Genomic DNA, 22,118 nt, shown 5'->3' on the forward strand with positions numbered 1-22,118 from the left:
GGGAAGATCAGCCGATTGTGGCGCGCGACGCGGGCAGCGGATCGGGGCGGCTGTAGAGGTAATCGCGCGTCAGCGGCACCGAATCGCGTTCGCGGGCGAGTTGGAATTGATAGACAGCCTGGGCCTGATGCTCAAAGGCGGCGATGCAGATCGCGAAGTAATAGCGGAACATGGCGATGAAACGCTCGTCATACATCTCGCGCAGCTTATCGACATTGGCCTCGAACCGCTTGCGCCAATGGCGCAGGGTGCGGGCATAATGCAGGCGCCAGATTTCAATGTCGCATTGCCAGAGCCCCGCCCGCTCCATCGGGCCGGCGATTTCCGAAAGCGAGGGGACATAGCCGCCGGGGAAGATGTATTTGTTGAGCCATGCGCTATGCGGCATCGGCGGGGCGCTGCGGCCAATGGCATGGATCAGCGCGACGCCATCGGGGGTCAGGAGATCGTGCAGCCGGGTGAAATAGGTGTCAAAGTTGGGCAGGCCCACATGTTCCAACATGCCAACGCTGACGATCCGGTCAAAGATGCCTTGGGTGTCGCGGTAATCCTCAAGGTGGAATTGCACGCGGTCAGAGAGGCCCTCGGCCTCGGCCCGGGTGCGGGCGGTGCGCAGCTGGTTTTCCGACAGGGTGATGCCGGTGACGCGCACGTCATGGTCCCGCGCCAATGTCAGCGCCAGCCCGCCCCAGCCGCAGCCGATGTCGAGCACATGCTGGCCCGGTTTCAGGCAGAGTTTGGCGGCGATATGCGCCTTCTTGGCCTCCTGCGCGGCTTCGAGGGACATTTTCGGGTCGGGGAAATAGGCGCAGGAATATTGCATGTCGGTGTCGAGGAAGAGGCGGTAAAGCTCGTCCGACAGGTCATAGTGATGCGCCACATTGGCCCGGGCCCGCTGCGGGCTGTTGCGTTGGATGATGCGCCGCAGATGGTAGCGGAAGTGGTCCGAAGAGACGACCCAGCCCGGCATGTCGCCCGCCTCGCGGTTGCGCAGCAGCACGCGCAGCAGATCATCAAGGCGGGTGTCGATCAGCACCAGCGTGCCGTCCATAAAGGCTTCGCCCAAGGCCAGTTCAGGGTTCAGACAGAGGGCACGCAGGGTGGCGGGATCGTTGATGGCGATTTGCACGGTTTCGCCAATGTCGGGACCGTAGTGGCGGCTGTCCCCATCGGGAAAGCGCACCAGCAGCCGGTCGCGCACCATCATGCCGTTAAGCAGTTGGCCGAGCAGTCCCTTCCACATGCCGTCCTCCTGTAGCCACCCAGAAGCGCAAGACAGATGCAAAGACCTTGTTTTGCCGCTCCAGCCTAGCCGAAAAAGCGGTTTTGGTCAATTCAGGCAGGGTCTTGCGGCAGGTCGGCATCCAGAAACACGCGCAGGGCGGCTTCGAACTCGCGGGGCTTTTCGGCGTGCAGCCAATGGCCCGCGTCGGGGATTTTCGCAAAGCGGGCCTGCGGGAACAACTCTTTGATCGGGGCGCGGTGATCGCGGGTCACATAGTCCGACGCGCCGCCCGATAGGAACAGCGTTGGCCCGTCGAATTGGCCCGAGACATCCGCAGGCCAGCCGATGATCTGGGGCATTTCGGCCTCCAGCGCGTCGAGGTTGAGCCGCCAGCGTTTGCCGGGAATGTCGAGCGATTGGGTAAAGAAGCTTTGCAGGGCGCGGTCGACCCCGGCCTCGGCCAGCTGGGCTTCGGCGTCCGAGCGGCGTTCAACCCGGGTGAGGTCAACATCGCGCATGGCGTCGATGAACATCTGCTGCGTGTGCCCATAGCTGACCGGGGCAATATCGGCCACCACCACGCGGCGCAGCAATTCGGGCCGGGTCAGGGCCAGCATCATCACCGCCTTGCCGCCCATCGAATGGCCGCAGATATCGACCGGGGCGCCGAGGTGGTCGATCAGCTCTGCAAGGTCTTGGGCAAGCTCCGCGTAGCTGTGGCTTTCGTGATGCGGGCTTTGGCCGTGGTTGCGCATGTCGACGGTCACGGTGCGGCGCGTATCGGCAAGGCGTTTGGCAATCACGCCCCAGTTGCGGCCTGAGCCATAGAGACCGTGGACAATGAGCAGGGGCGGGGCGGCGGTGGGATCGCCATATTCGGTATAATTCAGCATGGGGGCAAATTACGGCCATTGCAGGCCGGGGGCCAGAGCGATTAGATGCGCGCCATGATTGATGGCAATGAATTCACCGCGCGCGCCGAAGCCCTGCGCCCCCAGTTCAAGGAAAAACTGGGCGTCAAAGCGCATGATCTGCGCCATGCCTTTGGCCGCGCCGGGCGGGACTTGCCGCGCAGGCTGCGGGCCGATGGGGCCTTGCTGAGCCGCACCGAGCGGGTGGTTGGCAACCCGCATATCGCGCGGCAGTTGGAGGCGGCCCCGGTCTGGGAGGCCTTTGACCGGGTCAGCGCGTTTCTACGCGGGGTCGATGTGGGCCATCGCCGCCGCGGGCGCTTGTTGGACATTGCCGCGACGGTGGCGTTCAACCTGATCGTGGTTTTCACGGCTTTCGTGTTTTGGCTCTGGTGGCGCGGCTACGTCTGAGCCGCGCTGTTTGCCCTAGGCCGGGTCGTAATCCGCGTCCGAGACCTTTTCCATCCATTCGACCGCTTCGCCGACCTGCGCTTCTTGCAGGGCGATATGGGTCATGGCGCTGTCGGGGGCTGCGCCGTGCCAATGTTTCTCGCCGGGTTCAAACCAGACGACATCGCCTTCGTTGAGGGTCTTCACCGGGCCGCCTGCGGTCTGGGCACGGCCTCTGCCTTGGGTGACGATGAGGGTCTGGCCCAGGGGATGCACATGCCAGGCGGTGCGGGCGCCGGGTTGGAAGGTGACGCTGACGCCGCGCAGGCGGGCCGGGGCGGGGGCAGAGATCAGCGGGGTTATCTGGACCTCGCCGGTGAAATAATCTTCGGGGCCGGGCTCGACCGGGCGGCTGTTGGCGGGGTGGACAATCATATGGGTCTCCTTTGCAGGAGAATGTGGCGCGGTGGTGGGGGATCGGCAAGGGGGTGCGTGACCTTGCCTTGGAGGGCGGCGCCAGACCGCGGGTGGGCATCGGACCAGAAGTGGCTGCCACTTTATTTATCAGATTTGATGTGTGGTCGTGAGCGGGTGCTTGGTCGCAAAAGCGCCCGCCCATGGGGCGGTCGGGCGCTGCCCGGCGGCGCGGGGCGCCTTGATTCCGGGCTGGGCCGTATCGCCCGGCGACACGCCGACCATCGCCTTTCCTTCCCCCAGAGCACAATTTCGCAGCGTTCGGGTAGCCCCGCGCGGTGAGCGATTTAGGAGCGTATCTGGTAGCCAGCGGACGTCGGAACGCCCGCCAGGGAAGGCGATACCCTGCGCGCTGGGGATCGCCTCGTTTGCTTTACAGCTTCGGATACATCGGGAAGCGTGCGCAAAGCGCCTCGACCTCAGCCGCGACCTTGGCCTCGACCTCGGCATTGCCCTCAGCCCCATTGGCGGCCAGCCCATCGACCACTTCGATGATCCAATCCGCGATCTGGCGGAACTCGGCCTCGCCAAAGCCGCGCGTCGTGCCCGCCGGGGAGCCCAGACGGATGCCGCTGGTCACCATCGGCTTTTCGGGATCAAAGGGCACGCCGTTCTTGTTGCAGGTGATATGCGCCCGGCCCAGCGCCTTTTCGGTGTCATTGCCTTTGACGCCTTTGGGCCGCAGATCGACCAGCACCACATGGGTGTCGGTGCCATGGGTCACGGTGTCGAGCCCGCCTTTGATCAGCTGGTCCGACAGCGCCTGCGCATTGGCGATGACCTGTTTGGCGTAGTCCTTGAACGACGGGTCCAGCGCCTCGCCAAAGGCCACGGCCTTGGCGGCGATGACATGCATCAGCGGGCCGCCCTGGATGCCGGGGAAAATGGCGGAGTTGATCTTTTTCGACAGCGCCTCGTCATTGGTGAGGATCATGCCGCCGCGCGGGCCGCGCAGGGTCTTGTGGGTGGTGGTGGTGGCGACATGGGCATGGGGGAAGGGCGAGGGGTGTTCGCCCGCCGCCACGAGGCCGGCGAAATGCGCCATATCGACCAGCAGATAGGCCCCGACACTGTCGGCAATCTCGCGCATCTTGGCAAAGTCGATCTGGCGCGGGATGGCGGAGCCGCCGGCGATGATCATCTTGGGCTGGTGTTCTTTGGCCAGTTCGGCGACCTGATCATAATCGAGCAGATTGTCCTGTTTGCGCACACCGTATTGCACGGCGTTGAACCATTTGCCGGATTGGTTCGGCTTGGCCCCATGGGTGAGGTGGCCGCCGGCGTCGAGGCTCATGCCCAGAATGGTGTCGCCGGGTTGCAGCAGCGCGGTAAAGACACCCTGGTTCGCCTGGCTGCCGGAGTTCGGCTGGACATTGGCGAATTGGCAGTCGAAGAGCTTGCAGGCGCGCTCGATCGCGAGGTTCTCGGCCACGTCGACATGGTCGCAACCGCCATAATAGCGCCGGCCCGGATAGCCTTCGGCGTATTTGTTGGTCATGATGCTGCCCTGCGCTTCGAGCACCGCAGTGGAGACGATGTTTTCGCTGGCGATCAATTCAATCTCATCGCGCTGGCGGCCCAGTTCATCGCGGATGGAGGCGGCGATGGCGGGGTCGGAGTCAGCAAGGGATCGGGTGAAGAAATCGGACATCTGGGGTTCCTCATTGGGGGCAGGTTGCGCCTGTTGCCTATCGGAAACTTTACCGAAGGTGAAGGCTGTAAACCCTATCAGCGGAAGATATGTGCGGCAGCGCTGGTGGTGTGCGGAATAATGTGATTGTTTTGGCCCCAAACGCCGACCATCGGAAACTTTGCCCCCGGATAGATCGCCCGCCATGATGCAGAAAATTGCCTTTGTCGCCAGCCGCGCCAGCGTTGCCCAGACCGCGCGGGCCGCGTTGATCGGGCGTTATGGGGATGTGCCGCTGAGCGAGGCGGAGGTGATCGTCGCGCTGGGCGGGGACGGCTTTATGCTGCACACGCTGCATGACATCCAAGAGCTCGACGTGCCGGTCTACGGAATGAACCGGGGGACCATCGGCTTTTTGATGAATGAATACCATGAGGGCGATTTGCAGGAGCGGCTGGCCGCGGCGGAGGAAGCGGTGATCAACCCGCTGGTGATGCAGGCCACGCATATTGACGGGAGCCGGTCCAAGGCGCTGGCGATCAATGAGGTGTCATTGCTGCGCGCCGGGCCGCAGGCGGCGAAGCTGCGGATCACCATTGATGGCCGGCAGCGGATGGAAGAGCTGGTCTGCGACGGGGCGCTGGTGGCGACGCCGGCCGGGTCGACGGCCTATAATTATTCGGCGCATGGGCCGATCCTGCCGATTGGCGCGGATGTTTTGGCGCTGACCCCGATCGCGGCGTTCCGACCCCGGCGGTGGCGCGGGGCGTTGCTGCCCAAGGGGGCGACGGTGCGGTTTGATGTGCTGGAAGTGGACAAGCGCCCGGTGATGGCGGATGCCGATGGGAAGTCGCATCGGAATGTCACGCGGGTGGAGGTGACGTCGAACCCCCGAATTACGCATCGCATCCTGTTTGACCCGGGGCATGGGTTGGAAGAGCGGTTAATCTCGGAGCAGTTTAACTAGGGCCATTTGCTGCGGCCGGGCGGGCGAGGGCGCGGAGGTGTCAGCACCTTCCCGCCGTTTCCACCTTGGGTAGGAACCCCCGCCTTACGCTTCGCGTTTCTCCTGTGAAAGCGGTGTCACCGCTCTCATGGCCAAAGAAAGGAGACCTGCTATGAATTGGGATCGTATCGAAGGCAATTGGAAGCAGATGACCGGTGCGGCGAAAGCGCAATGGGGTGATCTGACGGATGATGAGATCGCCGAGACCCGCGGCAACCGTGAAAAACTGGTGGGCAAGGTTCAGGAACGCTATGGCGTGGCAAAGGATGAAGCCGAGCGTCAGGTGGATGAGTTCGCCGCGCGTTACTGAGCATTCCTAAGTGTCGCATGTGAAAAAGGCGCCCCGAGCGGGCGCCTTTTCTGTTTTTCGCGGCGCGCCGCTCAGGCCTGGTGCCACTCGCGGTCGCCCTTGTCGTCTTTGACGCGGGTCGGCAGGCCGATGTCGTCTAGGAGGGTAAAGAGCGGCTTGGGGTCCAGCTCTTCGACATTGACCATGGTGCCGGTGTCATAGGGGCCATCGGCGATTAGCAGGGCAAAGGCGACGGGCGGCACGCCCGCGGTATAGGAAATGCCCTGCGAGCCGACCTCGTTATAGGCGTCTTTGTGATCGGCGACGTTATAGACGAAAACCTCGACCTCTTCGCCGTCTTTCACACCTTTCACCAGATCACCGATGCAGGTCTTGCCGGTGTAATTGGGGGCAAGGCTCGACGGGTCGGGCAGCACGGCTTTCACCACTTTCAGCGGCACGACTTCGAGCCCCTCGGCGGTGGTCACCGGCTGTTCGGACAGAAGCCCAAGGTTCTGCAAGACGGTGAAGACATTGATGTAGTGATCGCCAAAGCCCATCCAGAAGCGCACATCGGCCTGCGGATAATTCGCGGCCAGCGAATGCACCTCGTCATGGCCCGACATATAGGCCTTTTGCTTGCCGACGACGGGCAGGTCCCATTCGCGGCCCACTTCGAACATCTTGTTCTCTTTCCACTCGCCGTCCTGCCAGCTGTAGACGGTGCCGGTAAATTCGCGGAAGTTGATCTCGGGGTCAAAGTTGGTCGAGAAATACTTGCCGTGATCGCCCGCGTTGATGTCGACGATGTCGATGGATTTCACCTCGTCCATGAACTCATCTACCGCAAAGCGCGCAAAGGCGTTGACCATGCCGGGATCGAAACCGGCCCCAAGGATCGCGGTCACACCAGCCTCGGCGCAGGCCTCGCGGCGCTTCCATTCGTAGTTGCCATACCAGGGCGGGGTCTCGCAGATTTTGCGGGGGTCTTCGTGAATCGCGGTGTCGATATAGGCGGCGCCGGTCTGGATGCAGGCTTCGAGCACGGTCATATTGACGAAGGGCGAGCCCACGTTGATGACGATCTGGCAGCCTGTGTCCTTGATGAGCGCGGCGACGGCCTCGGTGTCCATGCCATCGACCTCATGCGCCTTGAAGACGCCCTCCTGTTTCATCGCGCCTTTCTCATGCACGCTGGCGATGATCGCCTCGCATTTGGAGACCGTGCGGCTGGCGATATGCAACTCGCCCAGACGGTCGTTGTTCTGCGCGCATTTATGCGCCACGACCTGTGCGACGCCGCCCGCGCCGATGATAAGAACATTGCGTTTCATGTGAGCTACCTCTCTCAATGTCATGACAGGGCGGCGGCGAAATCATCATAGTCGAAATCGCGCACCATTGTGGTGGTTCCGTCCAACTCGCGCACAGCGATGCCGGGCATCTTGACGCCGTTGAACCAGTTTTTCTTGACCATCGTGTAGCCGGCCGCATCCTGAAAGGAGAGCCGGTCGCCCGGTTTCAGCGGGGCGTCGAAGCGGAACTCGCCAAAGATATCGCCGGCAAGGCAGGATTTGCCGCAGATCATCCATTCCTGCTCGCCGGTATCGGGGCTGATCTTGGCCGGTTCGCGGTAGATCAGCAGGTCGAGCATATGCGCTTCGATGGAACTGTCCACGATGGCGAGGTTCTTGCCGTTGAACATCGTGTCCAAGACGGTGACTTCCAGCGTCGCGGCCCCGGTGATCGCGGCTTCGCCCGGCTCCAGATAGACCTGCACGCCAAAGGCTTCGGCAAAGGCTTTGAGCCGCAGGGCAAGGCGGTCGAGCGGGTAGTCCCTGCCGGTGAAATGGATGCCGCCGCCGAGGCTGATCCACTGCATCTTATGCAGCACCGCGCCAAAGCGGTCTTCGATCAGGGTCAGCATCTCGTCGAAACGCTCGAAACTGTCATTCTCGCAATTGTTGTGGAACATCAGCCCGCTGATCCGGTCCGCAACCGCGTCAATGGCCGCCGGGTCATGCTCGCCCAGACGGCTGAAGGGGCGGGCCGGATCGGCGAGGTCGAAGTCGGAGGTCGAGACACCGGGGTTTACCCGCAACCCGCGAATGTGGCCCGCCGACTGCGCGTCGAACCGGTCGAGCTGGCCGATGGAGTTGAAGATGATCTTGTCGGCATGGCGCAACACCGCGTCGATCTCATGTTCGGCATAGGCCACGGAATAGGCATGGGTCTCACCGGGGAATTTCTCGGCCCCGAGACGCACCTCATAAAGCGAGGAAGAGGTCGAGCCGTCCATATATTCCGACATGAAGTCAAAGACCGACCAAGTGGCGAAACATTTCAGCGCCAGCAGGCAACGCGCGCCCGAGAGCGCGCGCAGGCGGGCGATCTTCTCCATGTTGTCTTGCAACCGGGATTTATCGATCAGGTAATAGGGGGTCTGCACTGTCAAACCTTTCTGGGCCTGGCCCGCCGAACATGTCGTCATGGTCTGCGCCGAGATGGTGCATTGCGGGGGCGCTTCGCATATTTTGGCCGCAGCCTGCAATTCAAAAAACGCCACCGGGGCGTCGCAGATGCCGACGCCGCGCCCGCTAAGGGTAGGGGCCGCGCCGCCGGGGGCAAGCGCGACCTATGTTGGCGGCTCAGCCCTTGGGGTAGCCGATGCGCCCGAGGGCGGCGCGGATTTCGTCCAAGATCGCCGGATCGTCGATTGTCGCCGGCGGTTTGAAATCCTCCCCATCGGCAACCTTGACCATCGTCGCGCGCAGGATCTTGCCCGAGCGGGTCTTGGGCAGACGGTCAACGACCACCGCCTGTTTGAAGGCCGCCACCGGGCCGATCTGGTCGCGCACGCGGGCGACACATTCCTCGACGATCTCGGCCTCGGGCCGGTCCACGCCCTTGGTCAGGCAGAGGAAGCCGACAGGCATCTGGCCTTTCAGCTCATCGCTCACCCCCACCACGGCGCATTCGGCCACATCGGGGTGGCCCGCCAGCGCCTCTTCCATGGCCCCCGTCGACAGACGGTGGCCCGCGACATTGATCACATCGTCGGTGCGCGCCATGATCCAGACGTAACCGTCTTCGTCGATCATGCCCGCGTCGCCGGTCTCGTAATAGCCGGGGAAGGTGGAGAGGTAGGATTTGCGGAAGCGCTCTTCGGCGTTCCAGAGGCCGGGCAGGGTGCCGGGGGGCAGGGGCAGTTTGATGGCAATGGCGCCCAATTCGCCCGGCGGTTGCGGCTGGCCGCTTTCATCGAGGATCTGCACGTCATAGCCGGGCATCGGCACGGTGGGCGAGCCGACCTTGACCGGCAACGCTTCGAGACCCGCGGGGTTGCCGACGATGGTATAGCCGGTCTCGGTCTGCCACCAATGATCGTAAACCGGCTTGTCCAGTTTTTCCTGCGCCCATTCGACGGTGTCGGGGTCGGCCCGTTCGCCGGCAAGGTAGAGCGCGCGCAGGCTCGACAGGTCGTATTTCTTGATCTCCTCGCCCTCGGGGTCTTCGCGTTTCACGGCGCGGATCGCAGTGGGAGCGGTGAAGAAACTGGCGACCTTATGCTCTTCGATCACCCGCCAGAAGGTGCCGGCATCGGGGGTGCCGACCGGCTTGCCTTCGAACACCACGGAGGTGTTGCCGGCAATCAGCGGCGCGTAGCAGATATAGCTGTGGCCCACGACCCAGCCCACGTCAGAGGCGGCCCAAAAGACCTCTCCCGGTTCGACGTTATAGATGTTCTTCATCGTCCAGTTCAGCGCCACCAGATGCCCCGCCGTGGGGCGCACCACGCCCTTGGGCGCGCCGGTGGTGCCGGAGGTATAGAGGATATAGACCGGGTGGTTGCCCTCGACCGGCACGCAGGGTGCGGGGCGCACGCCGTCCTGGGCGGCGTACCAGTCAATATCGCGGCCCCGGATCAGCTCGCAGGGGTTCTGGCCGCGCTGGAAGATGATGCAGACCTCGGGCTTATGCTCGGCCTGTTCGATGGCCCCATCGAGCAGCGGTTTATATTCCACCACACGCCCCGGCTCCATCCCGCAGGAGGCGGCGATGATCGCCTTGGGTTTGCAGTCATCAATGCGCACAGCGAGTTCGCTGGAGGCGAACCCCCCGAAAACCACGGAATGGATCGCGCCGATGCGGGCGCAGGCCAGCATCGCCTGAACCGCTTCGGGGACCATCGGCATATAGATCACCACCCGGTCGCCCTTTTCCACGCCCTGCGCCTTGAGCGCCCCGGCGAGCGCTGCGACCTGGGCCTGCAATTCGCTATAGGTCAGGGTCGATTTCTTGCCGGTGATCGGGCTGTCATGGATGATCGCGACACGTTTGCCATTGCCCTGATCCACATGGCGGTCCACCGCATTGTAGCAGGTGTTTACCCGGGCATCGGCGAACCATTCATAGATGTCATCGCCCCGGTCAAACAGCGCCTGTTTCGGGGCGAGGTCCCAGTCGATGGCTTCGGCCTGCTCCAGCCAATAGGCCTCTGGATCGTCCTTCCAGCGGTCGTAGGTCTCGCGGTATCCCATGGTGATGTCCTCCTGCCTTTTGTTACGCGCGGCTTAAGGCTGCTACAAGCCGGGCGCGGTGGCACAAAGTGGCGCGAAGGCGCGGGAACGGCAAGGGCGGGCAGAGCTGTTCCTTGGCCGCAAACGTGCTAGTTAGCCGCAAAACCCCTGTCCAGGAGCCGTTCGATGCGTTTTGCCCTTCCCTTTCTTGCCTGTCTTTCCGTCGCCGCCGCGCTGCCCGCCGGGGCGCAGGAACGGTCCTTCAACTTTGCCCTGCGCGGCGGTCTGGGGGTGGCGCCGGAATATCCCGGGTCCAGCAGCTACCATGCGACGCCCGATCTTGGCTTTACCTTTGGCGCACTGGAATGGGGCGGGCGCAAGATTGGCGCCGGGATCGGGAATGCGCCCAAGACCGGCTTTGGCCTGACCGGCTCATTCCGCTATCTGGGCGAGCGTGACGCCTCGGATCACCCGGAACTGGCCGGGCTTGAGGATATCGACGCGGCGGTCGAACTGGGCTTTGGGGTGGTCTACCGCGAGGTGAACTGGCAGGTTTTCGGCAAGGTTCGCCGCGGCTTTGGCGGGCATGAGGGGGTGACCGGCGACATCGGTGCCGATGTGATCTTCCGCCCGGATGAACGCTGGACCATCACCGCAGGCCCGCGTTTCAGCCTCGGCAATGACAGATTCGCGGACACTTATTTCGGCGTCGATACCCGCACGCCGACCTTCGCCGCCTATGAGGCCGAGGGCGGTCTGCTCGGCGCGGGGGTCGAGATTGAGGCGACCTACCGTCTGGATGAGGCCTGGGCGCTGGAAGGGGCCGTGGCCTATGAGCATCTGCTGAACGACGCCGCCGACAGCCCGATCACACAGGCGGGGTCAGAGGATCAATGGACCATGCGCTTGGGCGTGAGCCGCGCCTTCAACTGGCGGTTCTGAGCGGCTTTGCGCCGCCTCTCGGGGGCGCTGCATCATTTCCGACATCCCTGTCGAAAATGGATCAGTCTGGCGCCGGGATTTTGCGATGATGCAGGCAGGCGCGGCAGGGTGCGCGCGCCGTTCATGAGCAAAGGGGTCGCCCATGGGTGACAAGATCGGCAAGAAGAAAAAGCAAGCCAAGGGTGCGGCAAAGCCCGCGTCCAAGGCGCCCGCTTCGGTGGCGGATATTAAACCCGCAACAGCGCGCAAGTAAGCTCGGCCTTGGCCGAACCGCGCCGCCCCCCTGAAACAAGGGGGGCGGCGTTTTGTGTTTAGCCGTAATGCGCCACGGGCGTGCCCGCGATGGCGCCGACATTGAGCAGCCCACGGGCGGTGATGGCCGGCGAGACGATATGCGCGCGGTTGCCCATGCCCATCAGGATCGGGCCAACCTCCAGCCCGCCGCCCTTCATTTTCAGGATGTTACGCACGCCCGAGGCCGCATCCGCATGGGCAAAGACCAGCACATTGGCGGCGCCTTCCATGCGGTTGCAGGGCAAGAGCCGCGCGCGCAGGTCCGCGTCGAGCGCGGTGTCGATGTTCATCTCGCCCTCATAGACGAAATCATGCTGCCCCTCGTCGAGGATTTGCAGCGCCGCGCGCAGGCGTTTGCCGGAGCCTTCGCCCTGATTGCCGAACTGGCTTTGCGAACAAAGCGCCACTTTCGGCTCGATCCCAAAGCGGCGCACATGGCGGGCGGCGCCGATGGCGATTTCGGCGATCTGTTCGGGGGTGGGGTGCAGGTTGACCTGGGTGTCGGCGATAAACAGCGGCCCGTCTTCCAGGATCATCATCGACAGCGCCCCATGGGGGCGCAAGCCGTCGCGGCCCAGCACTTGATTGACGTAGTTCAGATGCCAGCCGAACTCGCCAAAGGTGCCGCAGATCAGACTGTCGGCCTCGCCGCGATGCACCATGACCGCGCCGATGGCGGTGGTATTGGTGCGCATCACCGCGCGGGCGATGTCGGGGCTGACGCCACGGCGGCACATCAGGCTGTGATAGGTCTCCCAATAGTCGCGGTAGCGGGGGTCGTTTTCGGGGTTCACCAGATCGACGTTCTGGCCCAGTTGCAGGTTCAGCCCGGCTTTCTCGATGCGCCGTTCGATGACCTCGGGGCGGCCAATGAGGATCGGCCGTTCCACGGTTTCTTCAATGATCGCTTGGGCGGCGCGCAGCACGCGCTCGTCTTCGCCCTCGGCAAAGACCAAACGGCGCGGTGAGGTGCGGGCCGATTCAAACACCGGGCGCATGATGAGGGCGGATTTGAAGACCGACCCGTCGAGGCGGCGTTTGTAGCCGTCAAGATCAGCGATGGGCCGGGCCGCCACGCCGGTCTCCATCGCGGCCTTGGCCACGGCAGAGGAAACCACGCCGATGAGCCGCGGATCAAAGGGTTTGGGGATCAGGTAATCGGCCCCGAAGGTGAGTTGCTCGCCCTGATAGGCCGCCGCCGCCTCGGCGCTGGTGGTGGCGCGGGCGAGGGCGGCGATGCCGTCGATACAGGCGATCTTCATCTCGTCATTGATCGTGGTGGCGCCGACATCCAGCGCGCCGCGGAAGATGAACGGAAAGCAGAGCACGTTATTGACTTGGTTCGGAAAATCGCTGCGCCCTGTGGCGATGATCGCGTCGGGGGCGACTTCCCGCGCGACGTCGGGCAGAATCTCCGGCGTGGGGTTGGCCAGCGCAAAGATGATCGGGCGGCTGGCCATTTTGGTGACCATATCCGGGGTCAGGACGCCGGGGCCGGAGAGGCCGAGGAACATGTCCGCCTCGGGGATCACATCATCGAGCGTGCGCAGCTCGGACTTCTGCGCATATTCGGCCTTGATCGGGTTCATATCCTCGGTCCGGCCCTCATAGACCAGCCCGTTGATGTCACAAAGCCAGACGTTTTCGCGTTTCACGCCGAGCTTCAGCAGCATGTTGAGACAGGCGATGCCCGCCGCCCCGCCGCCGGTGGAGACGATCTTGATGTCCTCGAAGCGCTTGCCCGCCACATGCAGCGCGTTCTTGGCGGCGGCACCCACGACAATGGCGGTGCCATGCTGGTCGTCGTGGAAAACCGGGATGTTCATGCGCTCGCGGCAGATGCGCTCGACGGTGAAACAATCGGGCGCCTTGATGTCTTCGAGATTGACGGCACCGAAACTCGGCTCCATCGCGCAGACGATCTCGGCCAGTTTTTCAGGGTCGGCCTGATCGAGCTCGATGTCGAAACAGTCGATATTGGCGAATTTCTTGAAGAGCACCGCCTTGCCCTCCATCACCGGTTTGGAGGCCAGCGCGCCGATATTGCCCAGCCCCAGCACCGCCGTGCCATTGCTGACCACGGCCACCAGATTGCCGCGCGAGGTGAAGCGCGCGGCGCTGTCGGGGTCTTTCTGGATCTCGATACAGGCCTCGGCCACGCCCGGCGAATAGGCGCGCGCCAGATCGCGGCCGTTGGCCAGCGGCTTGGTCGCGCGGACCTCGAGTTTCCCGGGGCGGGGGTGTTCGTGATAATCCAATGCGGCTTGGCGTAAATTGGGGGCGTCGGTCATCTTCTGTGCTTCTCCCGAATAATGGTTTAGCGTTAAACTATTTTTCGCGCGCGCGCAAAGCGGCTTTTGACAAAGGCGCGCGGGGGCCGGCCCCCATCGCCCCTGCAGGCGGTTTCCCCGACGTCTTCTTGGCCAAAAAGAGCAGGGCGGCGGGTTTTGCATCGCATAGGGCGGGGCAATTTTCTATAGTTCGGGAAAACGGGAGAAGATGATGCGTGATTTGCGTGATTTGCGGGATGCGGCGGTGAAGGTGCGGGAAAATGCCCATGCGCCCTATTCAGAGTTCAAGGTCGGCGCGGCGATCCGCACGGTCTCGGGGGCGGTGTTCAGCGGCTGCAATGTGGAGAATATCGCCTATCCGCAGGGCACCTGTGCCGAAGCGGGCGCGATTGCGGCCATGGTGGCGTCGGGCGAGCGTGAGATTGCCGAGGTCTATGTGGTGGCGGGCAGCGAGCTGCCGGTGACGCCCTGTGGCGGCTGTCGGCAAAAGCTGGCGGAGTTTGGCGGCGGGGACGTGACCGTCGTTATGGCGACCACCGGGGGCGAAGAGCAGCAGATGACCCTGGGTGATTTGCTGCCCGGCGCCTTTGGCGCGGCCCATATGAAAGGCTGAGCGGTGAACGCGCGGGAGATTCTGGCGCGGTTGCGCCATGGGCAGCCCTTGGACGCTGCGGCGCTCAGCTGGATGGCGCAGGCGCTGGCGGAAGGCGGGGTGAGCGACGCGCAGGCGGGGGCTTTTGCCATGGGCATCTGTCTGAACGGGTTGGACGATGCCGGGCGCGTGGCGCTGACGCTGGCAATGCGCGATTCGGGGCGGGTGCTGCAGTGGGATCTGGACGGGCCGGTGCTGGATAAACATTCCACCGGCGGTGTCGGCGATTGCGTGTCGCTGATCCTTGCCCCGGCGCTGGCGGCCTGCGGCGCTTACGTGCCGATGATCTCGGGGCGGGGGCTGGGCCATACCGGCGGGACGCTGGACAAGCTCGAAGCGATCCCCGGTGTGACGACGCAATTGGAAGAGGCGCAGTTTCGCGCGGTTGTGCAGGCGGCGGGCTGTGCCATCGTCAGTGCCAGCGGCGATATCGCCCCGGCGGACAAGCGGCTCTATGCGGTGCGCGATGTGACTTCGACGGTGGATTCGCTGGATTTGATCACCGCGTCGATCCTGTCAAAGAAACTCGCGGCCGGGCTGGATGGGCTGGTGCTGGATGTAAAGGTCGGCTCCGGCGCCTTCATGAAGGATATGGATGAGGCGCGGGCCTTGGCGCAGGCGCTGAGCAGCACGGCGACCTCGGCGGGTTGTCCGACCACGGCGATGATCAGCGATATGAACCAGCCGCTGGTGCCGAGCCTTGGCAATGCGCTGGAGGTGGCCGAGGTGATGCGGGTGCTGACCGGGGCGTCCGAAGGGCCGATTCTGGAGGTTGCGGCGGAGCTGGGCGGCGGTCTGCTGGCGAGCGGGGGGCTGGCGCCGGATGCGCAGGCCGGGGCCGAGGCGATCCGGGCGGCGGTGCGGGACGGGCGGGCGTTGGCGCGTTTTGCGCGGATGCTGTCTGCGATGGGCGCGCCGGAGCGCTTCGCCGATGACTGGTCGCGCTGTCTGCCCGACGCGCCGGTGATCTGCGCGGTGAAAGCGCCGCGTGACGGGGTGGTCAGCGCCATTGATGGCGCGGCGCTTGGCATGGCGGTCGTGGGTCTGGGCGGCGGCCGGGTGGTTGAGGCGGATGTGATCGATCCGGCGGTGGGCCTGTCGGAAGTGGTCCGCCTTGGGGCGCGGGTGGCGCAGGGGCAGCCTTTGGCGCTGGTCCATGCGGCGCGCAGCGACGCGGCAGAGGCGGCGGTCGCGGCGGTTTCGGCGGCGATCACGCTGGGCGATGCGCCGGTGGCGGAACCGAAATTGATCTTGGAAAGGATCGGCTGATGGCACGTGCATTTTTGGTGGTGATGGACAGCGTGGGCATCGGCGGCGCGCCGGATGCGGGGGCGTTCTTTAACGGCACCCTGCCCGATACGGGGGCCAATACGCTGGGTCATATCGCTGCGGCCTGTGCCGCGGGGCAGGCCGAAGAGGGGCGCAGCGGGCCGCTTCATATGCCCCATCTGGACCGGCTCGGACTTGGGGCGGCGTTGAAGCTCGCCAGCGGGGCCGAGGCTGCAGGGCTCGGGGCCGCGCCGCAGGGCCGCTGGGGCGCGGCGACCGAAGTGTCGCAGGGCAAGGACACGCCCTCGGGCCATTGGGAATTGGCCGGATTGCCGGTGCCTTGGGAATGGCATTATTTCCCCGACGAGACCCCCGCCTTTCCGCCAGAACTGTCGGCGGAAGTCGCGCGTCTGGCCGGGACCGAGGGTATTCTGGGCGATTGCCATGCCTCGGGCACCGCGATCATCGAGGCGCTCGGGGCCGAGCATTGCGCCACCGGCGAGCCCATTTGCTACACCTCCGCCGACAGCGTCTTTCAGATCGCGGCGCATGAGGAGGTCTTTGGCCTCGACCGGCTCCTGAAGCTTTGCGAGGACATCGCGCCGCGGCTGCATGAGATGAAGGTGGGCCGGGTGATTGCACGGCCCTTCACGGGCGAAGCGGGGGCTTTTGAACGCACCGCGAACCGGCGCGATTATGCGATCATGCCGCCCAAGCCGGTTCTGACCAATTGGGTGCAGAACGCCGGGGGGCGCGTCTATGCGGTGGGCAAGATCGGTGACATTTTCTCGATGCAGGGCATTGATGAGCTGCGCAAAGGGCCGGATGCCAGGCTAATGGAACATCTGCAGGATCTGGTGGCAGAGGGTGAAGAGGGCAGCCTGACCTTCGCCAATTTCGTGGAGTTCGACAGTATCTATGGCCACCGCCGCGATGTCTCGGGCTATGCCCGGGCCTTGGAATGGTTCGACGCGAAAATCGGCAAGGTCATCGCCGCACTGCGCGAAGGCGACATGCTGCTGGTGACCGCCGATCACGGCAATGATCCGACATGGGCGGGCAGCGATCACACGCGCGAGCGGGTGCCGGTGGTGATCGCAGGCACCGGGGCCGGTGAACTGGGGCAGTTGGGCTTTGCCGATGTGGCAGCGCTGGTGGCCGCGCATCTGGGGGTGGCGGTGCCGGGCTAGGGCAGCCTGTGCTTGCGAGATGCGCGCTTCTCCGGCTAGAAGCGAGGGAAATCAAGGAGCCTGCCGCATGACCGATACCCCCCCACATCTGACCGTCGTCGACCACCCATTGGTGCAGCACAAGCTGACCATTATGCGCGACAAGGGCACCTCGACCGCCGTGTTCCGCCAGTTGCTGCGCGAGATCAGCCAGCTTTTGGCCTATGAGGTCACGCGCAACCTGCCGATGACCACCATGCGCATCGAAACCCCGATGCAGGAGATGGACGCACCGACGCTGGACGGCAAGAAACTGGCGCTGATCTCGATCCTGCGGGCGGGCAATGGCTTGCTTGACGGGGTGCTTGAACTGATCCCCTCGGCGCGGGTCGGTTTCGTGGGGCTGTACCGGGATGAGGAAACGCTGCAACCGGTGCAGTATTACTTCAAGGTGCCCGAGGCGATGGAGGACCGTCTGGTCATCGCGGTGGACCCGATGCTGGCCACCGGCAATTCCTCGGTCGCGGCGGTTGATCTGCTGAAACAGGCCGGGGCGACGAATATCATCTTCCTCTGCCTGCTGGCCTCGCCCGAAGGGGTGGCCACGATGAAGGCCGCCCATCCCGATGTGCCGATCGTCACGGCGGCATTGGACGAATCCTTGAACGAAAAAGGCTATATCATCCCCGGTCTCGGCGATGCAGGGGACCGGATGTTCGGCACCAAGTGATCGGGTCTTTCCCGTGTCTCGGCGCGCGTCACGCTTTACTCAAGCCGCGCGCTGAGGCATCCTTTCTACCAGATTGTGTGGGGGCATCAGATGACACTTACCAGAACTATTGCCATGGCGGTCTTTGCCGCGACGCTGGGCGTCACCGGCGCGCAGGCGCAGGACAGCCGCAGCCAGCCGGCGGAATTTCCGCCCGCGTCCTATAAGGGCAAGCAATATGTCGATAGCGCGGGCTGTGTTTTCATCCGGGCGGGGATTGACGGCAATGTGTCCTGGGTTCCGCGCATGAGCCGCGCGCGCAAACAGGTCTGCGGCTTCCAGCCGACGGGGGGTGTTCAGGTGGCCGCCGCGGCCGCGCAACCGGCCGAGACGGCCGAGAAGATCACCGTGGCGGAGGCCGCGGCCCAGGCGAAGCCCAAGCCAAAACGGGTAAAGGAACTGCCGGTCGCGCGGCCGGCACCGCAAAAGACGGTGCGCCGCGTCGCCCCGGCGCCGAAACGCGCCCCCGCACCGGCTGTCGTGCATCAGCCCGCCCCGGCGCCCGTGCCCGTGGCACCGGTTCGGCAGGTCACGCTTTCGGCCCCCGCGGCAGGCGGATATGTCAGTGCCTGTCCGGGCGCCTCAAGGCTGTCGCAGCACTATATGCGGGGCGGCAAGGGCTATGCGGTGCGCTGCGGCCCGCAGGCTGAGGCGATCGTTTCCCATCGCAGCGCCCCCGGCGCGCCGCTGCGGGGGCAAGCGCCGCGGCCCTATCGCAGCGCCGCCCATGCGCCCGCCTATGCTGCCGCCCCGGCCCATGCTGTCGTGCCCCGGGCGGTGGTGACCCTCTCGCGGCCCAGCGGCCCGGCGCCGCGCGCAGTGGGCGCGCAGACGCGGATCGTGCCGAAACATGTGGCGCTCAACCGGATCAACACCACCAATGTGAAAGTCCCGCGCGGCTATCGCAAAGTGTGGGAGGATGACCGTTTGAACCCGCATCGGGCCGAACAGACTTTGAATGGCCGCGCCGACATGCTGCTGATCTGGACCCAGACCGTGCCGCGCCGCCTGATCAACCGCGCCACCGGCGAGGATGTGACCGCCAAAGTGCCGTTGGTCTATCCCTATCTCGATATCGCAACGCAGCGGCGCAAGCTGGGGCAGGTCAAGATCGTGAAACGCGACGGGCAGGTGGTCAAACGGGTGCTGCGCTACCGCAATGCCGCACCGCTGCACCGGGATGAGCGCCCCACCAAGCGCCGCGATGTGGTCTATTCCAGCCGCTCCAACAGCGCGGCTGCGACGGCTCAGACCGCCCCCCGCGCGGGCTATGTTCAGGTCGGCGTGTTCGGCAACCCGGCCAATGCGCAGCGCGCCGCGCGGCAGATTTCGCAGATGGGGCTGCCCGCGCGGATCGGACAGCAGAGCCGGGGCGGCAAGACCTATCACAGCGTGCAGGCGGGGCCGATTGCAGGCGGCGCCACCGATGCGGCGGTCACCCGGCTGCGCCGGGCAGGCTTCGGCGATGCCTATCTGCGGCGCTGAGAGAAACTGAACCAGAACAAGAGAAGGCCAGCCGCGCTGACAGCGGGCTGGCCTTTTTCATCGGCGCATTACCCGCCGCAGATGTTTTGCAGCCGCAGCCAATCGGCATCCGACAACAGCGGCGCGGTGAGCTTGCCGGTCATCGGATCACCTTCGATCAGCGGCAGGGTGTTTTCGCCGGTGATATCCTTGGCATAGGCATAGGGGGTGCTGCGCAATTCGGCTTGGGCAAAACGCGCCAGATGGGGCTCGATCTGCGGCACGGCGGTTTTGCGGGTCAGCAGGGTCTCGGCATAGCTGTTCAGCGCCTCGGGGGCGATATCGCCGGTGGTCAGGAGGCGAAAGGTCTCGCGCAGCCCCACGGTATCGAGCAGATCGCGCAGCGGATCATGGGCGGCGCGGGCGACGTCTTCGGTCAGCACATAGCCCGCCGCCACATCCGGCTCTTCGTGATCTTCCAGCACCGAGCGGTCCAGCACGATCAGACGTCCCGGCAGATGCAGGCTGGGGCGGGTCATATCGGGCAGCACCGCCAGCCGCCCGGCCTCAAGCCGTTTCGCCAGACGGCTGAGCGCGGCACTGCCGGTGGGGGTTTCACAGACCGGGCCAGAGACCCTTTCGAGCCGGTCCAGCAGCGCCGCCCCCAGCGAGGCGCGTTTGACCTCCGGCACCACTTTCAGCGCATGATCGCGCAGGGCGCCGGGCATCCAGAACAGCGCCAAAGCCGCGACCACCGCCACCGAGACCGCCACCCCAAGCCAGCGCAGGCGCCCCGGCCGCGGGCGGCTGCGGTTGATGGCGCGGCGCAGCTTTTCGATGGCCTCGATCATCTCGGTCTCATCGTCGGGCAGTTCCAGCGTTTCGCTGGCATCACCGTCGGGGTGATAAAGCGCCGGTCGCTGGCCCGCATTGGCCCGCTCGATCGCGGCCAGTGACCAATGGGTCAGCGCCTGATCCTTCAGATCGCTGATCACCAGCGTCGCATCACCGATCGAGACAATGACCTCGCGCCGCTGCGCATCCGGCCCCGGACGCCAAAGGCCCGTCGCTTCAATGCGGGCGTATTTTGTGAGTGCGGTCATGGGGTTCTGCTGCGGGCCTGTGTGTTTTCGGCACTCTACCATGCGCCGCGGGATCAGCAATGGCATGTGACATAAGGCGGTCCTGCGTCACAGCGCCGCCGCTTGCTTGCGCAGTTCGAACTTCTGGATCTTCCCGGTCGAGGTTTTCGGCAGCTCGCCAAAGACCACCCGTTTGGGGGTTTTGAACCCGGCGAGACTCTCGCGGGCAAAGGCGATGAGATCGGCTTCGGTCGTCTGGGCCTCCGGTTTCAGTTCGACAAAGGCGCAGGGCACTTCGCCCCATTTCTCATGCGGTTGGGCCACCACGGCGGCGAGGTTGACCTCCGGATGGCCCATCAGCACGCCTTCGACCTCGACGCTTGAGATATTCTCGCCGCCCGAGATGATGATGTCCTTGGCGCGGTCCGCGATCTGGATATAGCCGTCGGGATGCTGCACCGCGATGTCGCCGGAATGGAAGTAGCCGCCTGCGAAAGCCTCCTGCGTGGCCTCGGGGTTCTTGAGATAGCCCTTCATCACCGAATTGCCGCGGATCATGATCTCGCCCAGCGTTTTGCCGTCCATCGGGGTCTGGGTGATCTGCGCGTCGGTGACGGTGATGTCTTCCATCATCGGCATGGCGACCCCTTGGCGGGCCTTGACGGCGGCGCGCTCAGACTCCGGAAGCTCATCCCAATCGCCTTGCCAGAGACATTCGGTGACATGGCCAAAGGTCTCTGTCAGCCCGTAAACCTGGGTCACGTTGAAGCCCAGTCTCTCGATCTTGGACAGGGTCGCGGGGGCCGGGGGGGCGCCGGCGGTAAAGACTTCGACCGCATGGTCAAAATCGCGGCGTTCCTCCGCACGCGCGTTGACCAGCAGGTTCAGCACGATGGGCGCGCCGCCGAAATGGGTGACCCCGTGATCGGCAATGGCATCATAGATCGCCGCCGCCGTGATGTCGCGGCAGCCGACCAGCGTGCCGCCCAAAAGCGGCATCATCCAAGTGTGGTTCCAGCCGTTGCAGTGAAACAGCGGCACGATCTGCATGAAGACCGGGCGCAGCACCATCTGCCAGGAGACCACCGTGCCCATGGTCATCAGATAGGCCCCCCGGTGGTGATAGACGACGCCCTTGGGCCGCCCGGTGGTGCCGGAGGTATAGTTCAGCGCAAGGCTTTCCCATTCGTCCTGCGGCATGATCCAATCAAAATCAGGGTCCCCCTCGGCCAGCAGGTCTTCGTATTCGGGGTGCCGCCCGTTGGCCGGGTAGCCCGCATCCGGGTCCGGCACTTCGATAAGCGCCGGGGGCGGGCCCTCCATCTTGGCACAGGCGGCTTCGGCAAGCTCCAGAAACGCGCTGTCGACCAGCAGCACCTTGGCCTCCCCATGGTCGAGGATATAGGCCACCGTCCCCGCATCGAGCCGGATGTTGATGGTGTTGAGCACCGCGCCACAGGCCGGCACGCCGAAATGCGCTTCGGCCTGCGCCGGCAGGTTGGGGATCAGCGTGGCGACGACATCGCCCGGGGTCACCCCGATCCGGGCCAGCACCGAGGCCAGCCGGGTGCAGCGGTCATAGTATTGCGCATAGGTGACACGGTGGGTGCCATAGATCACGGCGGTCTGCTCGGCAAAGACCCGCGCCGCGCGGCGCAGATGTGACAGGGGCGTCAGCGGCACGAAATTCGCCGCGCATTTCTCAAGCCCTGTTTCGTCCGACATCCACCCCATCTGAGCC

20 protein-coding genes are annotated in these 22,118 nt (G+C 64.6%); 10 read left to right on the forward strand and 10 right to left on the reverse strand.

Going from position 1 to position 22,118, the window contains the following annotated elements:
- Positions 1 to 7: 7 nt before the first annotated feature.
- A complete protein-coding gene (locus tag AB4M76_RS17185) occupies positions 8 to 1,243 on the reverse strand; it encodes a class I SAM-dependent methyltransferase (protein WP_368443209.1) in 1,236 nt (411 codons plus the stop codon).
- 92 nt (positions 1,244 to 1,335) lie between these two features.
- Positions 1,336 to 2,118: an alpha/beta fold hydrolase gene (locus tag AB4M76_RS17190; RefSeq protein WP_368443210.1), complete on the reverse strand. Its 783-nt coding sequence runs from the start codon at positions 2,116 to 2,118 to the stop codon at positions 1,336 to 1,338.
- Between the two features lie 45 nt (positions 2,119 to 2,163).
- On the opposite strand from AB4M76_RS17190, the gene AB4M76_RS17195 reads away from it, so the two are divergent.
- Entirely contained in the window at positions 2,164 to 2,547 is a 384-nt protein-coding gene (locus tag AB4M76_RS17195) for a hypothetical protein (RefSeq protein ID WP_368443211.1), read from the forward strand.
- 15 nt (positions 2,548 to 2,562) lie between these two features.
- Here the strand turns inward: AB4M76_RS17195 and AB4M76_RS17200 are convergent, their stop codons facing one another.
- Together AB4M76_RS17200 and glyA are read right to left on the reverse strand one after the other, a co-directional pair.
- On the reverse strand, positions 2,563 to 2,961 hold the full coding sequence (locus tag AB4M76_RS17200; RefSeq protein WP_368443212.1) for a cupin domain-containing protein: 399 nt from the start codon (positions 2,959 to 2,961) through the stop codon (positions 2,563 to 2,565).
- Positions 2,962 to 3,373: 412 nt separating this feature from the next.
- The gene (glyA, locus tag AB4M76_RS17205; protein WP_368443213.1) at positions 3,374 to 4,651 is read right to left on the reverse strand and encodes a serine hydroxymethyltransferase; all 1,278 of its coding nucleotides are present in this window, start codon (positions 4,649 to 4,651) and stop codon (positions 3,374 to 3,376) included.
- 184 nt (positions 4,652 to 4,835) lie between these two features.
- On the opposite strand from glyA, the gene AB4M76_RS17210 reads away from it, so the two are divergent.
- Positions 4,836 to 5,597, forward strand: a complete 762-nt coding sequence (locus AB4M76_RS17210; RefSeq protein ID WP_368443214.1) for an NAD kinase — start codon at positions 4,836 to 4,838, stop codon at positions 5,595 to 5,597.
- 151 nt (positions 5,598 to 5,748) lie between these two features.
- Positions 5,749 to 5,946, forward strand: coding sequence for a CsbD family protein (locus AB4M76_RS17215; protein ID WP_368443215.1), 198 nt, complete (start codon positions 5,749 to 5,751; stop codon positions 5,944 to 5,946).
- A gap of 71 nt (positions 5,947 to 6,017) precedes the next feature.
- Here the strand turns inward: AB4M76_RS17215 and AB4M76_RS17220 are convergent, their stop codons facing one another.
- The 3 genes from AB4M76_RS17220 to AB4M76_RS17230 form a co-directional block, all read right to left on the reverse strand.
- Complete coding sequence (locus AB4M76_RS17220; RefSeq protein ID WP_368443216.1) at positions 6,018 to 7,259, reverse strand: saccharopine dehydrogenase family protein; 1,242 nt, start codon at positions 7,257 to 7,259, stop codon at positions 6,018 to 6,020.
- 20 nt (positions 7,260 to 7,279) lie between these two features.
- Complete coding sequence (locus tag AB4M76_RS17225) at positions 7,280 to 8,374, reverse strand: carboxynorspermidine decarboxylase (RefSeq protein ID WP_368443217.1); 1,095 nt, start codon at positions 8,372 to 8,374, stop codon at positions 7,280 to 7,282.
- A 199-nt stretch (positions 8,375 to 8,573) separates the two neighbouring features.
- The gene (locus AB4M76_RS17230) at positions 8,574 to 10,466 is read right to left on the reverse strand and encodes a propionyl-CoA synthetase (RefSeq protein ID WP_368443218.1); all 1,893 of its coding nucleotides are present in this window, start codon (positions 10,464 to 10,466) and stop codon (positions 8,574 to 8,576) included.
- 165 nt (positions 10,467 to 10,631) lie between these two features.
- Between AB4M76_RS17230 and AB4M76_RS17235 the strand changes: the two genes are divergently transcribed.
- Together AB4M76_RS17235 and AB4M76_RS17240 are read left to right on the forward strand one after the other, a co-directional pair.
- On the forward strand, positions 10,632 to 11,387 hold the full coding sequence (locus AB4M76_RS17235) for a MipA/OmpV family protein (protein ID WP_368443219.1): 756 nt from the start codon (positions 10,632 to 10,634) through the stop codon (positions 11,385 to 11,387).
- 142 nt (positions 11,388 to 11,529) lie between these two features.
- Positions 11,530 to 11,640, forward strand: a complete 111-nt coding sequence (locus AB4M76_RS17240; RefSeq protein ID WP_368443220.1) for a malic enzyme — start codon at positions 11,530 to 11,532, stop codon at positions 11,638 to 11,640.
- A gap of 58 nt (positions 11,641 to 11,698) precedes the next feature.
- On the opposite strand, the gene AB4M76_RS17245 is transcribed toward AB4M76_RS17240, so the two are convergent.
- Complete coding sequence (locus tag AB4M76_RS17245) at positions 11,699 to 13,972, reverse strand: NADP-dependent malic enzyme (RefSeq protein WP_368443221.1); 2,274 nt, start codon at positions 13,970 to 13,972, stop codon at positions 11,699 to 11,701.
- Positions 13,973 to 14,183: 211 nt separating this feature from the next.
- Here AB4M76_RS17245 and AB4M76_RS17250 point away from each other — a divergent pair, with 211 nt between their 5' ends.
- The 5 genes from AB4M76_RS17250 to AB4M76_RS17270 all read left to right on the forward strand — a co-directional run bounded on the left by AB4M76_RS17250 (position 14,184) and on the right by AB4M76_RS17270 (position 19,316).
- A complete protein-coding gene (locus AB4M76_RS17250) occupies positions 14,184 to 14,585 on the forward strand; it encodes a cytidine deaminase (protein WP_368443222.1) in 402 nt (133 codons plus the stop codon).
- 3 nt (positions 14,586 to 14,588) lie between these two features.
- Complete coding sequence (locus AB4M76_RS17255) at positions 14,589 to 15,893, forward strand: thymidine phosphorylase (RefSeq protein ID WP_368443223.1); 1,305 nt, start codon at positions 14,589 to 14,591, stop codon at positions 15,891 to 15,893.
- Positions 15,893 to 17,083: a phosphopentomutase gene (locus AB4M76_RS17260; RefSeq protein WP_368443224.1), complete on the forward strand. Its 1,191-nt coding sequence runs from the start codon at positions 15,893 to 15,895 to the stop codon at positions 17,081 to 17,083. Before AB4M76_RS17255 ends, AB4M76_RS17260 begins: the two co-directional genes overlap by 1 nt.
- 67 nt (positions 17,084 to 17,150) lie before the next feature.
- Positions 17,151 to 17,792 (forward strand): uracil phosphoribosyltransferase, encoded by a 642-nt coding sequence (upp, locus tag AB4M76_RS17265; RefSeq protein WP_368443225.1) that lies wholly within the window; start codon positions 17,151 to 17,153, stop codon positions 17,790 to 17,792.
- A gap of 90 nt (positions 17,793 to 17,882) precedes the next feature.
- Complete coding sequence (locus AB4M76_RS17270) at positions 17,883 to 19,316, forward strand: SPOR domain-containing protein (protein ID WP_368443226.1); 1,434 nt, start codon at positions 17,883 to 17,885, stop codon at positions 19,314 to 19,316.
- Positions 19,317 to 19,384: 68 nt separating this feature from the next.
- Here AB4M76_RS17270 and AB4M76_RS17275 read toward each other — a convergent pair whose 3' ends face one another.
- Both AB4M76_RS17275 and AB4M76_RS17280 read right to left on the reverse strand, forming a co-directional pair.
- Entirely contained in the window at positions 19,385 to 20,398 is a 1,014-nt protein-coding gene (locus AB4M76_RS17275; protein WP_368443227.1) for a hypothetical protein, read from the reverse strand.
- Between the two features lie 87 nt (positions 20,399 to 20,485).
- Positions 20,486 to 22,111, reverse strand: coding sequence for an AMP-binding protein (locus tag AB4M76_RS17280; protein WP_368443229.1), 1,626 nt, complete (start codon positions 22,109 to 22,111; stop codon positions 20,486 to 20,488).
- Between the last annotated feature and the right edge of the window lie 7 nt (positions 22,112 to 22,118).

This window comes from Sulfitobacter sp. PS-8MA, from assembly GCF_040933935.1.
Taxonomy (GTDB): domain Bacteria; phylum Pseudomonadota; class Alphaproteobacteria; order Rhodobacterales; family Rhodobacteraceae; genus Sulfitobacter.

Bases quoted from the DNA above. Each gene is read 5' to 3' on its own strand.
- AB4M76_RS17195 (WP_368443211.1), top strand. From the start codon at position 2,164: ATGCGCGCCATGATTGATGGCAATGAATTCACCGCGCGCGCCGAAGCC.
- AB4M76_RS17190 (WP_368443210.1), bottom strand. From the start codon at position 2,118: ATGCTGAATTATACCGAATATGGCGATCCCACCGCCGCCCCGCCCCTG.
- AB4M76_RS17220 (WP_368443216.1), bottom strand. From the start codon at position 7,259: ATGAAACGCAATGTTCTTATCATCGGCGCGGGCGGCGTCGCACAGGTC.
- AB4M76_RS17270 (WP_368443226.1), top strand. From the start codon at position 17,883: ATGACACTTACCAGAACTATTGCCATGGCGGTCTTTGCCGCGACGCTG.
- AB4M76_RS17275 (WP_368443227.1), bottom strand. From the start codon at position 20,398: ATGACCGCACTCACAAAATACGCCCGCATTGAAGCGACGGGCCTTTGG.
- glyA (WP_368443213.1), bottom strand. From the start codon at position 4,651: ATGTCCGATTTCTTCACCCGATCCCTTGCTGACTCCGACCCCGCCATC.
- AB4M76_RS17240 (WP_368443220.1), top strand. From the start codon at position 11,530: ATGGGTGACAAGATCGGCAAGAAGAAAAAGCAAGCCAAGGGTGCGGCA.
- AB4M76_RS17210 (WP_368443214.1), top strand. From the start codon at position 4,836: ATGATGCAGAAAATTGCCTTTGTCGCCAGCCGCGCCAGCGTTGCCCAG.
- AB4M76_RS17250 (WP_368443222.1), top strand. From the start codon at position 14,184: ATGCGTGATTTGCGTGATTTGCGGGATGCGGCGGTGAAGGTGCGGGAA.
- AB4M76_RS17230 (WP_368443218.1), bottom strand. From the start codon at position 10,466: ATGGGATACCGCGAGACCTACGACCGCTGGAAGGACGATCCAGAGGCC.
- AB4M76_RS17185 (WP_368443209.1), bottom strand. From the start codon at position 1,243: ATGTGGAAGGGACTGCTCGGCCAACTGCTTAACGGCATGATGGTGCGC.
- AB4M76_RS17235 (WP_368443219.1), top strand. From the start codon at position 10,632: ATGCGTTTTGCCCTTCCCTTTCTTGCCTGTCTTTCCGTCGCCGCCGCG.
- AB4M76_RS17200 (WP_368443212.1), bottom strand. From the start codon at position 2,961: ATGATTGTCCACCCCGCCAACAGCCGCCCGGTCGAGCCCGGCCCCGAA.
- AB4M76_RS17280 (WP_368443229.1), bottom strand. From the start codon at position 22,111: ATGGGGTGGATGTCGGACGAAACAGGGCTTGAGAAATGCGCGGCGAAT.
- AB4M76_RS17245 (WP_368443221.1), bottom strand. From the start codon at position 13,972: ATGACCGACGCCCCCAATTTACGCCAAGCCGCATTGGATTATCACGAA.
- AB4M76_RS17215 (WP_368443215.1), top strand. From the start codon at position 5,749: ATGAATTGGGATCGTATCGAAGGCAATTGGAAGCAGATGACCGGTGCG.
- upp (WP_368443225.1), top strand. From the start codon at position 17,151: ATGACCGATACCCCCCCACATCTGACCGTCGTCGACCACCCATTGGTG.
- AB4M76_RS17260 (WP_368443224.1), top strand. From the start codon at position 15,893: ATGGCACGTGCATTTTTGGTGGTGATGGACAGCGTGGGCATCGGCGGC.